This window comes from Paenibacillus peoriae, from assembly GCF_022531965.1.
Lineage (GTDB): Bacteria > Bacillota > Bacilli > Paenibacillales > Paenibacillaceae > Paenibacillus > Paenibacillus polymyxa_D.
Genome location: NZ_CP092831.1, coordinates 456,423 through 468,569 on the forward strand (window position 1 = coordinate 456,423; position 12,147 = coordinate 468,569).

11 protein-coding genes are annotated in these 12,147 nt (G+C 48.3%); 5 read left to right on the forward strand and 6 right to left on the reverse strand.

Annotation, left to right across the window (positions count from 1 at the left end; genetic code table 11):
- Positions 1-121: 121 nt before the first annotated feature.
- Both MLD56_RS02030 and MLD56_RS02035 read right to left on the reverse strand, forming a co-directional pair.
- Positions 122-1,972, reverse strand: a complete 1,851-nt coding sequence (locus tag MLD56_RS02030; protein WP_049816859.1) for a bifunctional diguanylate cyclase/phosphohydrolase — start codon at positions 1,970-1,972, stop codon at positions 122-124.
- Positions 1,973-2,254: 282 nt separating this feature from the next.
- Positions 2,255-2,848, reverse strand: a complete 594-nt coding sequence (locus tag MLD56_RS02035; RefSeq protein WP_029514685.1) for a DUF5317 domain-containing protein — start codon at positions 2,846-2,848, stop codon at positions 2,255-2,257.
- A gap of 202 nt (positions 2,849-3,050) precedes the next feature.
- On the opposite strand from MLD56_RS02035, the gene MLD56_RS02040 reads away from it, so the two are divergent.
- The 5 genes from MLD56_RS02040 to nfsA all read left to right on the forward strand — a co-directional run bounded on the left by MLD56_RS02040 (position 3,051) and on the right by nfsA (position 8,613).
- Complete coding sequence (locus MLD56_RS02040; RefSeq protein ID WP_029514686.1) at positions 3,051-4,280, forward strand: multidrug effflux MFS transporter; 1,230 nt, start codon at positions 3,051-3,053, stop codon at positions 4,278-4,280.
- 116 nt (positions 4,281-4,396) lie between these two features.
- Positions 4,397-4,747, forward strand: coding sequence for a metal-sensitive transcriptional regulator (locus MLD56_RS02045; protein ID WP_029514687.1), 351 nt, complete (start codon positions 4,397-4,399; stop codon positions 4,745-4,747).
- Positions 4,748-4,802: 55 nt separating this feature from the next.
- Positions 4,803-5,003, forward strand: a complete 201-nt coding sequence (locus tag MLD56_RS02050; RefSeq protein WP_029514688.1) for a copper ion binding protein — start codon at positions 4,803-4,805, stop codon at positions 5,001-5,003.
- Between the two features lie 117 nt (positions 5,004-5,120).
- Positions 5,121-7,577 carry a heavy metal translocating P-type ATPase gene (locus MLD56_RS02055; RefSeq protein WP_029514689.1) on the forward strand — a complete coding sequence of 819 codons (2,457 nt, stop codon included), beginning with the start codon at positions 5,121-5,123 and terminating at the stop codon, positions 7,575-7,577.
- 292 nt (positions 7,578-7,869) lie between these two features.
- Positions 7,870-8,613, forward strand: a complete 744-nt coding sequence (gene nfsA / locus MLD56_RS02060) for an oxygen-insensitive NADPH nitroreductase (protein ID WP_029514690.1) — start codon at positions 7,870-7,872, stop codon at positions 8,611-8,613.
- 179 nt (positions 8,614-8,792) lie between these two features.
- Here nfsA and MLD56_RS02065 read toward each other — a convergent pair whose 3' ends face one another.
- Genes MLD56_RS02065 through MLD56_RS02080 form a run of 4 tightly spaced genes read right to left on the reverse strand, consistent with a single transcriptional unit; the run spans position 8,793 to position 11,722 of the window.
- The gene (locus tag MLD56_RS02065; protein ID WP_029514691.1) at positions 8,793-9,605 is read right to left on the reverse strand and encodes a TatD family hydrolase; all 813 of its coding nucleotides are present in this window, start codon (positions 9,603-9,605) and stop codon (positions 8,793-8,795) included.
- A 55-nt stretch (positions 9,606-9,660) separates the two neighbouring features.
- The gene (locus MLD56_RS02070; RefSeq protein WP_029514692.1) at positions 9,661-10,611 is read right to left on the reverse strand and encodes an ABC transporter ATP-binding protein; all 951 of its coding nucleotides are present in this window, start codon (positions 10,609-10,611) and stop codon (positions 9,661-9,663) included.
- Between the two features lie 44 nt (positions 10,612-10,655).
- On the reverse strand, positions 10,656-11,432 hold the full coding sequence (locus tag MLD56_RS02075; RefSeq protein ID WP_029514693.1) for an ABC transporter permease: 777 nt from the start codon (positions 11,430-11,432) through the stop codon (positions 10,656-10,658).
- Entirely contained in the window at positions 11,429-11,722 is a 294-nt protein-coding gene (locus tag MLD56_RS02080; RefSeq protein ID WP_016818835.1) for an MTH1187 family thiamine-binding protein, read from the reverse strand. Before MLD56_RS02080 ends, MLD56_RS02075 begins: the two co-directional genes overlap by 4 nt.
- Between the last annotated feature and the right edge of the window lie 425 nt (positions 11,723-12,147).

Consider the following 12,147-nt stretch of genomic DNA (forward strand, 5'->3'; position numbering starts at 1 on the left):
TATATGAAATTTGAAATAATAAGCATTATACAAAATGCCAATCATATGAAAACCCCTAGTGTGGTTGAATTCAGGACGATTTCAACCATGCTAGGGGAAAGAGGAAGAGCCTATGAAGGAATTAGAGCCCTGTTTCCATGAGATCCGTGAAAGCAGGTTGCTTGTGTTGAATATAATGGATAAAAATAGCCGTTAGTTTGGGATCGAATTGGCTACCCGAGCAAGCACGTAATTCTTCAATGGCCTCCTCGAACGTTTTGGTGGGTTGATAGGGACGCTCGGTTGTCATCGCATCAAAAGAGTCGATGATCGTCAGCATCCGACATAAAAGTGGAATTTGCTCGCCCTTAAAGCCAAACGGATAGCCTCCTCCGTCATAACGTTCATGATGCAGCTCCACAAAAGGAATCAAATCTACGAATCGTTCGTTGGCTTCTACAATACGCTTGCCCCACATGACATGCGCTTGCACCATCTGCCATTCCTCACCGGACAGCTTCTCTTTTTTATTGAGGATATTCCAGGGAATCTCCAGTTTACCAATGTCATGAATGAGAGCTCCTAGTATGAAACGCCGCTTATCCTCCGGTCCGAGTTGAAGCACATCGCTCATGTCTGCTGCATATCTGAACACCCGTTTTGAATGCTTGAAGGTATTAATATCCTTGTATAAGAACAAATTAAGCTGCTGCTCAAGATCACGAATATCCTGCCCCAGATCGACCTCACGCTCCACTTCATTTAAGCTTCCATGCGTATGAACGATGTTTTTGCCCTGTTTCTTGGCGTAGTACAGAGCTTTATCCGCCAGATCGACCAGCTGTGATTTGTCGTAGATGTCAATGCGGCTTTGGGCAATACCTGCGGAGAAGGACAGACAGCCATGTGGAAAAATTTCGACACCCTCATAACGAGAATCATTTAATCTTTTTCGAATAGCATTGACTATTTCATAAGCTTGTTCAGCGGTATGATCAGGCATAAGCAGGGTGAATTCTTCTCCACCGTAGCGGGATACGGTGATGGGGGTGTCGGAGGTTTCCTTCTTAAGAAACTCACCGAGAAATCCCAGTAGCTGATCGCCTTTAAGATGACCGAAATGATCATTGTATTTTTTGAAATCATCAATATCAATCAGCGCCAGACTGAGGGGAGTATTCTCGGATCTCGATATATTTAATTCAGCTTCAAGTGTATTTTCAAAGTAGCTGTGATTGTATAGCCCTGTTCTGCGATCCATGTTTGCTTTTTCTTCGATTTCCCGATACAGCGTGAACATTTGCTTGAATGCGTGAGATAGGAGCATGCTTAGCCCAAGGAACAGCAAAAGTCCTAGAATGCCATTGTTATAAATCAGTGTAGTCAATACCAAAGACAGAATGAGTGTACATAAGTATACGAGCAGGGATTCAGCCAAAAAAGCCTGTTTAAGCTCATTGAAGGACCCTTTGTATGCGATATAAAAGTAGATGCCCAGTGTGATTGTGTTCACCGCAAAGTAGCAAATTAACGCCAGCAGGTAGGAAGCGAAATGCTCTTGGTTTAAAGCTCCCTGCGTTCCGCCGCTTAGTTCAAATACTGTTGAAGACAGGAAAATGGAAAGGGCGTAAATAGAAAAATTGACGGTATGCTTCCACCAGGACAGTTCTGTGTGCCGGAACATAGCAATGATTACATTTAACAGCAAAATCAGAATAGCAATTTCGGTGCCATGCACAAAAATACAAGCCAGATACACGGAGGAATCCATGGACTGCTTGTTACTGGCCGGTGGTAGCTGGAATGTAAAATGCTCCAGAATTAGAACTGCTCCCAATAGGGAATAGATCGTGACCCACTCTGTTGTCGTATAGTGCAAAAAGGACCACTGATTCGTATACAGGAGAACGATCAAGCCTGCCAAACATATGAAAAACACATATATTCCAGTCGCGGTAACCCGTTCTTGCAGCTTTTTTATTATACTCATCATTTCTTCTCCTGCCTTGTCGTATCTTGATGTCAAAGCTACCAGGGGTGAATGGGATAATTTACAATTTTATAATCGAAAATTTCACATGAAAAAACAGGCCGGAATCCAGCCTGTTTTGTTGAGCCTGTGCTTCCTTTTTTTCTTATCGGTGACTAGCCCCCGATTTTGTAACCGGAAGTCAAAGCAATTATGACAGAAGCTACAATAATAGCATTGATAATCACACGGGAGTATTTCAAGTTTTTCATAGGGTTCCCTCCCTTCCTTGGAATAAGGTACGCACTAGGCGTGACGGGGATTGGTTTCTTGCTGCTTATCCTTGGTTCTTTTCACGACCATAATGCTTTGGATAAACAGAAACATCCCGAAGTTCATGACAACATCTCCAATACTAATTACCTGCGTGCGGGGATAGGGCTTGGAGAGAGGAATAATGTCACCAAGCAATGATAGACGCGTACTCGCATCCATCATGTAATGTTTCGAGATGACACTTCCGGATTTAAGCATATCTGTATAATAGGGACCCAGCACCTCCGAAGCGCTCAACGAGACTGGCATCCTGCCGCCATTCACCGCCATAACGATAAAATTCATCAATACGCCGATGATAATAAGCTTGAATCCCTTATGATGTCTGTTCAACCAGAGAAATATCAATCCAACCACGTAGACTCCCATAAATAGATACCCGTTAATGGCTGCCAGCCCAGTCCATTTTTCTTGGAAATAAAAAATAATGAATTGTACCAGTAGCAGCACGGGGAACATCCAGCCGGCTATAAGGCGAATTTGACTGAAACGGATCAGACCTTGCCGCCAGCCTCCTCTGAACAGACCTACAATGAGACCCAGTAGCACTCCATCATAGACCATTATCATTCTCCAGATTCCACAAATTTTTTGTTTTGGTTACCGTATAATTCGACCTGAAATTGGTAAATTCCTGCCTGATATATAGCAGTTTTGAAAAAAAATTGCGGATTAGCGTGTAATGATTCGAAGCCAGACGAAATGAGTGATATCATGATATATTGAAGTAATTATTTATATTTTTGTGAAAAGGATGATTATTATTATGAACCGGTTATCCAATACTGTTATGGTTGCCGCAGATATGACCAAATCGCGAATATTATGGATCGCCTTTGTCCTGGGTGCATTGAGTGCTTTCGGGCCGTTGTCCATAGATATGTATTTGCCGTCGCTGCCTACATTAGCCGACAATTTGCATACGACTACTTCGTTGGCGCAGCTTAGTTTGACCGCCTGTCTGTTGGGCCTGGCCGTTGGACAGATCGTTGCTGGTCCGCTTAGCGATGTAAGGGGGCGCAGAGGACCGCTGGTGATCTCGCTCATTCTGTACGCTGCTGCTTCGCTGTTATGCGTGTTTGCGCCGAATATCGGTATGCTCATTGCACTTCGCTTTATTCAAGGGCTTACAGGATCGGCAGGGATCGTGATTTCCAGAGCTGTAGCCCGTGATCTATACTCGGGCAAAGAATTGACACGCTTTTTCTCACTACTCATGCTGGTGAACGGCGTGGCCCCCATTGCTGCACCAGTACTGGGCGGTGCCATTTTGAACTTTGTTTCCTGGCGTGGTGTATTCATGGTACTTTGTGTGGTCGGCGTGGCTATGCTGATTGCCGTCGTATTGGGTTTGCCAGAAACGTTGCCAACGAACCGCCGCTCATCCGGTGGTTTGAAGCAGACGCTAGGAACACTCGGTCATCTGTTTGCCGATCGACGCTTTATGGGCTATGCCTTCTCACAGGCGCTGATTACGGGAGCGATGTTCGCGTATATCGCTGGCTCACCATTCGTGCTTCAGGATATTTTCGGGGTTTCCCCTCAGACGTATAGCATCATTTTTGCAGTGAATGGTTTGGGGATTGTACTGTTTTCCCAGTTAACGGGTAGACTTGTGGGTCGCTTCAGCGAACGACAGTTACTCTTGTCGGGTCTGGTCATTGCGGCTGTAGCCGGAATCAGCTTGCTTACTGTAGCCTTTACCGGAGGCCAATTGTTTGCTGTTTTAGTTCCGCTATTTTTTGTCGTTTCCTGCGTAGGGATTGTGAGTACAACGACGACTTCATTGGCAATGCAGAGTCAGCAGCGCTCCGCAGGTAGTGCGTCCGCCATGCTTGGTTTGCTGCCTCTATTGCTTGGTTCCATCGCTTCACCGCTAGTAGGTTTGGGGAGTGGAACCACCCCCGTACCGATGGCGATCGTTATAGCTATAGCCGAGGTTGGTGCTCTATTAAGCTTTATCGTACTTGCTAAGGAAGCACGCTCAAAAGTATAAAATAGGGCGAAAAAGTGACATTTATCTGGAAGGTTGACATACCCCATGGGGGTATATTATGATGGAACTATAATAAATGCATGAATGCATATATACACCACACAGGAGGCTGATGTATGGCTGAGGAGCAATCTGCTTCCCACACTGAAGTCCATGAGAATCACTGTGGAACAGATGGGGAAAAGACAATTAGAAAAAGTCATCATTCGGCAGAGTTCAAGAACAGCCTCGTATCCCGGTTGAACCGTATTGAAGGTCAGGTTCGCGGAATTAAGGGCTTGATTGAGAAGGATACCTACTGTGACGATGTACTGAACCAGATTGCGGCTGTCCAGTCCGCGCTGAATGGTGTCGGTAAGCTGCTGCTGGAAGGGCATATGAAAAGCTGTGTCATTGAGCGCATGCAGGCAGGAGAGCAGGAAGTGATTGACGAGCTGCTGGTTACGGTCAAAAAGCTAATCCGTTAAGAGTAGTATTCATACACATTATGGGTACGGAAGTACCCCTGAGGAGGAAAAGAAAATGGCACAAGTTACATTGAACGTAGAGGGCATGAGCTGCAATCATTGCGTGAAGGCAGTAGAAGGGGCTTTGGAGAAGGTTGGCGCTACCGCCAAGGTCAGCCTCGAAACGAAGCAAGTAAATGTAGAATATGACGAGTCCAAGCTGAACGTTGAAGCGCTGAAAACAGCCATTGAAGACCAAGGCTATGATGTTGTTTAAGTAATGAAGGTGTTTTATGTGTGAAAAGACTTGTTTCGAAGGAGAAGCTTCCGTATTAGAAGCTTTTTCTTTTTGGATATGATATACCCCACTGGGGTATAGGAGGAGGGTTATACCATGGAAAACCGTGCGACCGACGGTGACAAGCAGACAACGCTTCACATTACAGGGATGTCCTGTGCCGCCTGCGCAAGCCGTATTGAGAAAGGTTTAAAGCGAATAGATGGTGTGGCACAGGCTAATGTGAATTTGGCTTTGGAGCAGGCGTCGATATCCTATGATCCCAAGCAGGTGGAGATCGCTGAATTCCGCGATAAAATTGCTTCTCTTGGGTTTGGAACTGTAAGTGAAGAAGCCAATCTGAATGTAACGGGCATGACTTGCGCGGCCTGTGCAACCCGGATTGAAAAGGGATTGAATCGGATGCCTGGTGTAACAGGTGCCACGGTAAATTTGGCGATGGAAACCGCTCATGTGGAATATGCCGCGGGGAGTATTGCGGTTGGTGATCTGGTGAGCAAGATTGAACAGCTAGGCTACGGAGCGATCCCGCAGAGCGCTGAGGACAATATCGCGGATGTCCGCAGTAAGGATATCCATCGTAAAAAATGGAAGTGGATTGTGTCCGCAGTGCTGTCGTTGCCGTTGTTGTGGGCGATGGTGGCTCATTTTTCCTTTACATCATGGATTTATGTGCCAGAACTGTTCTTGAATCCATGGTTCCAACTAGTGCTGACAACGCCGATTCAGTTCATCATTGGTTGGCAGTTTTATGTGGGCGCGTACAAAGCGCTTCGTAACGGCAGTTCGAATATGGATGTGTTAGTTGCACTGGGAACGTCTGCGGCTTATTTTTACAGCTTGTACCTTACTCTGCGTCCGGCTGATGTTATGGAGGGGATGGCGGGAATGCCTGTCATGACCATGCCAGAGCTGTATTACGAGACAAGCGCGGTGCTAATTACGCTTATTTTGGTTGGTAAATGGTTCGAAGCGGTAGCCAAAGGGCGTTCGTCCGAGGCGATCAAGAGCCTGATGAGTCTACAGGCGACAACGGCACGTGTAGTACGTGATGGGCAAGAGCTTGATATTCCGATTGAACAGGTACGTGTGAAGGATATCTTTATTGTACGACCCGGCGAGAAAATTCCTGTCGATGGTGTGGTCGTAGACGGACGTTCGGCAGTGGACGAATCCATGTTAAGTGGTGAGAGTCTTCCGGTTGAAAAAGAAGCTGGTTCCGCAGTTACAGGGGCGACGCTCAATAAAAACGGGGTTCTACGTATCCAGGCTGAGCGTGTGGGTGGTGATACGGCGTTGTCCCGTATTATTAAGGTCGTGGAAGATGCGCAAAGCTCCAAGGCTCCCATTCAGCGGATTGCGGATCAGATTTCCGGTATTTTTGTCCCCATTGTTGTTGCTATCGCTGTGTTGGCCTTTATCGTCTGGTTTTTCCTTGTGACGCCGACTGATTTTGCAGGCTCACTGGAGAAAATGATTGCAGTTCTCGTCATTGCTTGCCCTTGTGCGCTCGGATTGGCAACTCCAACGTCCATTATGGCAGGATCGGGACGTGCCGCTGAATATGGTATTCTGTTCAAGGGCGGCGAGCATTTGGAGATGACCCGTTCAGTCAACGCAGTGGTGTTGGATAAGACAGGTACAGTTACGAATGGCAAGCCAGAGCTGACGGATGTTATGGTTGGAGCAAGCGGCATGGCTGAAAAGGATTTGCTGCGGTTGCTCGGTGCGGCAGAAAAAAGCTCAGAGCATCCGCTGGCGGAAGCCATTGTAAAGGGGATTGCAGATCGAGGCATTGAGCTAGTAGGACCGACAGATTTTGAAAATATTCCGGGTTATGGTGTGAAGGCACATGTGGAAGGTAAACAGGTATTGGCCGGTACACGCCGATTGATGAGCAGGGAAGGCATCGCAATAGATGACTTAGCTGAGCAGTATATGAACAATCTGGAAAAAGAAGGGAAAACCGCGATGCTGGTCGCTGTGGACGGTACCTATGCCGGACTGGTGGCCGTAGCGGACACGATTAAAGAAACGTCACGGGAGGCCGTTGCTCGTCTGCGGGCGATGAACATTGAAGTCATTATGATTACTGGTGACAATGAACGGACTGCGCGGGCTGTTGCCGCCGAGGCCGGAATTGAACGAGTGCTGGCGGAGGTGCTACCTGAAGGAAAGGCTGAGGAAGTGAAACGGCTTCAGGAGCAAGGCATGATCGTAGCTATGGTTGGGGATGGTATTAACGATGCGCCTGCGCTGGCTACTGCTAATATTGGTATGGCGATGGGTACGGGAACGGATGTGGCCATGGAGGCGGCGGATATTACCCTCATGCGCGGCAACCTGAACAGCATTCCTGACGCGATTGAAATGAGCCGCCGGACCATGACAAACATACGGCAAAATCTGTTTTGGGCGCTCGGGTATAACGTGATCGGTATTCCGATTGCCGCTTTGGGCTTCCTTGCCCCATGGTTGGCGGGAGCGGCCATGGCATTTAGCTCTGTATCAGTTGTGCTGAATGCGCTGCGTCTCCAACGAGTAAAGCTGTAAGTGTATGGATGTATCGGCAGGATAGCGTGCTGTCGGACTTCTGTATCGAGATAAAGTTATTATCAGAGTATAGAGCAAGTACGCGCAATTGGTTTGGTTTCTCTGCGTGCTTGCTTTTTGTTGTGTTTGGTTTTTTAAAACCATTCAACTTTCATTACGTCAGGTTGCTTATCATTCGCGAAAGTTTCATAATATTTGTAGGAGTGCCATGCAAGCATGCAAGAACTTCTTCGTATACTCACAGCTTGAAGTAGATAAAGAGCTTATATCATGGATTAGGAGTGAAGCAGTCATGAATGATACGATTTCCTTGTTGATGAATCACCGGTCTGTGCGAAAATTCAAGTCAGACCCCATTACCGACGAGCAGCTCGCAGCTATTGTGGCAGCTGGCCAAATGGCTTCCTCGTCCAGCAATGTGCAGGCATATACTGTTATCGCCGTTACCGAGCCTTCTTTGAAAACAAAACTGGCGGAGTTGGCAGGAGGGCAGGCTTACGTTGAGCAATGCCCTGCGTTTTTGGTATGGTGCGCAGACCTGTATCGCTTGAAACAGGTCACGCTCCACCATCAGCCAGGTCAGCCTTCCTATGAAGGGTCCGTTGAAAATTATACGGTTGCGACCATTGATGCCGCGTTAGCTGCACAAAATGCAGCGGTAGCCGCTGAATCACTGGGCTTGGGCATCGTCTACATTGGCGGCATTCGTACTAACATAGCAGAGGTGTCTGAGTTGTTAGGGTTGCCAGAGCTGGTGTATCCAGTATTCGGTATGTGTATTGGTGTACCGGATCAGGAAACGGGCTTGCGTCCACGTCTTCCGCTGTCCGGTGTTTTGCATATGAACGGCTACGACAAAAATCAGACGATGAAAGCTGTAGAGGTATACGATCACACATCAGCGGAATATTTGAAGGAACGTACGGGCGGTCAACGCTCTACGCCATGGTCTGAGCAAATGGCCGGAAGATTGACCGAGCCAGCACGCTTGCAGTTGAAGCCATTTTTGGAACAGAAGGGTTTCTTGAAGCAATAAAAGTTGAGTAGTGATAAAAAACTCTGCAAAATACAAGTAGTATTTGAGCTATATACGTTTGAAAATACAAGAACCTCCTTATTTACGTATGATGAAGTTCCGCGTAAATAAGGAGGTTCTTTGCTTTGGTTGCATGTTGTGGTTGTAAACCTTCCAGTCAGTAAACAGCTGGTATACCTTTATCCATCAGATAGTGAGTAAAAGCGTCTCGTATTTTCATAAAATAATTGATGGACGGCAGATTCATCTTGCTGGGTCAGCTTGCTGTACGCGCGAATGACGTCGGCAGTCATCCGGGGATGTGTCTGTTGTCCGGTAAAAGGACCCTCGAACGGCCAGGGACCGTCTGTCTCTGCCATGATCTGATCAGACGGATACTGCCTTGCCAAACTGCGGATCTCTTCTTCGTACAGGAGATCCGGTGTGAAGGAGACATAATAGCCGTTCCGGGCGATACGTTCGGTCGTGGCGGCAGAGCCTTTAAACCAGTGAAAATGCGCCTGCGTGACGCCGTGACGTTCCAGAAGGTCACAAGCGATGTCTGCGTCTTCATAAACGGCGTGCAGGACAATGGGCTTGCTATGCTTGCTTGCAAACTGGATGAAACGCTCCAGTAGCACTATGTAGGGAGCGAGGTCAAAAGGTGAACCGCTCTGCGAGGCTTCTAGCCGATTGTAATAGGGTAAGCCGACTTCACCCACGGCGACCATCTGCTGTACATGTTCGTCCATCCAGTCGAACAAGAGGTCAAGCTCAGTTTGCGGTGGAAGGGCCTGTTCGGGATGAAAGCCAAAGGCTGGCCGTACTAGCCCAGGGTAACGCTCGGCTAACCGTAGATTGGCTCGGCTGGAGTCCAGATGCATCGACACGGCTATCACAGCTTGGACGCTGCTATCAGCAAGTGAAGCGAGCAATAGCTTCTGTTGTTCGGGCGGGTAGCTGTCTACATGAATGTGCGCGTCGATTAATGGAGCGGGTCTTGTTGTGGTCAAATCCAAGCCTAGCTTTGTTTGGCTGTTCCATTTCGATGCACATCGAACTTTTACGTCACTCATGCCGATTCAATCCATCTTCCGGGATATTCTTGTGAACGCTCTGAGCATTGTCCATGTCGCCGTCCAGTTTGTACTTTTCCTCACGCATCCAGCCGGTCATGGTTCGCTTCCATTCAATAAAGAGTGGATCGAGGGTGATTTCTTCCCTACGCGGGCGGGGAAAAGGGACATCTACGACATGCACCACCGAAGCAGGTCGCGCTGACAGCACATAAATGCGGTCGGAGAGCAGCAACGCTTCTTCAATGCTGTGGGTAATGAACAGCACAGAGCGGCGGTTCTTCTCCCACATCCGCAATAACCATTGCTGCATATCTGCACGTGTCAGCGCGTCGAGTGCGCTGAACGGCTCATCCAGCAGCATTAATTCCTGCGGGCTGAGCAGTGCGCGAAGAAAGGCTGCACGCTGTTGCATTCCACCAGACAGCGTATGTGGATACGCCTTGGCGAATTTGCCTAGTCCAACCTGCTCGAGCCATTGCAGGGCTTCTTTGCGACGTTCGCGTTCACTGGCGTACTGAGGGGGGACTGCTGTATTTTTACGTGGAGCATTTTCCTGCCCAAGCAGTACATTATCCAGCGTGGTGCGCCACGGGAAAAGGGCGGACTGCTGTGGCATATAGCTGATATGCCCACGTTCACCAGTCATGTCTCGTCCGTGCATACGGATACGTCCCTGCTGTGGTTTGAGTAGCCCGCCGATGATGTGAAACAGCGTACTTTTGCCGCTGCCTGACGGACCGATGAGAGAAACGAATTCTCCCGGCTTGACTGTGAGGGATACATCCTGCAGCACGGGCAGTAAGCTTCGCTTTTCGCGGAAGGCGAGGCTGATCCCGTCCAATTCCAGAGCAGAAGGGGCAGTCGAAGGACTCTGCTGGTCCCCGGCTCGTTGTTCATTAGCCACGTTGTGTGATGATAAGTCAGTCGGATGCAGACTCATATGTGCCACGTCCTTTCTTTGCTGTATTTAATTCAAGGAGGAAGCTATTCCTGATCCGGTTTCCAGCGAACCAGCCATTTTTCCAGTAGTACTATGATGACAAACATCAGTAAACTGAGCGCGACAATGATGCCGATGGCGGCAAAAATGAGGTCCGTGCGATAGGCCGATTTTTGCAGCAGCATATAATATCCGATTCCTTCGCTCGCACCAATCCATTCGGCAATAATTGCGCCCATCACACTGTAGGTGGCAGCAATCTTGATGCCGGAGAATACTTGCGGCAACGAGTGTGGCAACTCCAGCTTCATAAAAATAGCCATGCGACCTGCACCCGACATCTGCATATAGTTCATCATCATACGGTCCGTCCGTGTCAGCCCGTCCATGGTCGCTACAGCCACGGGAAAAAAGCATACTAAGGTAATGACCATCAGCTTGGGCAGCATGCCAAAACCAAACCACACCATGAGCAGCGGCCCCAGGGCGATGATCGGAATGTTTTGGCTCAGGATAAGCAGCGGATACAGGGCGGATTTGAGAAAAGGAATGGTATGAAGAACGATGGCGATCAACAGTCCCGTTGCTGTCCCTATAGCGAATCCCACAAGTGTCAGGCGAATTGTAGCCCATGTATGGGCACCAAGCAGCGCCGTCTGGGCCATGCCCTCCTGTACGATGAGGGATGGAGCTGGCAGTAGCCAGGATTCAATATGTAAATAGGAAACCGCCCCCTGCCAGGCTGCTAAAAAGAAGAGGACCGCCACAAGGGGCGGCCATACGCTTTTCCACCAGGATGCGTTCTTGCCTTTCGGATTCATGGGCGATATTTCTCGGTCAGCTTGTTCATGCTGATGCCTTGTGGGTTATGTGCGATTTTGATCTGTGAAATGACGCTGGGACTGCCCGCTTCCGTCAAAGCCTCATGCATTTCTTTAACCACTTTCAGCAACTCGTCGAGCTCGCCCTCCATGGTCGTATCCAATGGGTTCACCTGATGTTTGACACCGGAGCGCTGAATGACCTCAATCGCCTTATCTACATACGGGTAAGAGTCCTCGTTATTAGGAGTTTTAGGGATTACTTGAATACTGAGCAGTGTATTAGCCATGCAAATTCACCTGTCCTTCATTTGGAGTGTTTTAGAGAAAATAGGGTGGTTTAAGGCGTTTGAGACCGCTTCGCGTTTCATTTGGGCTTACGATCGCTGTTGCAGGGGGATTCTTGGATTATTTAAGTTTTCAAAGGTAAGAATTCCCCTGCAAAGGCGAACGCTCCGCTTCTCCAGATTCAAATGAACCGCTCCGCTGCTGCCCGCCTTAAAAGCACCCTATTTTTAAAGCTGGTTTGTGCGGCATTTTTAACACACAAGCGCACCTACTTAGCGCTTAGATAATATGAAACTAAAGAATAAACCAAGTTGAACGAGAACGAAGTGGGCGGAATGGTGCTGTACAAGCGTTAGCGTTCGCTTTAAAAGCTTTCCGTAGGAAAGCTCGCTTCGGAAGCATAACCTCCCCGGATTTCTACACTAAT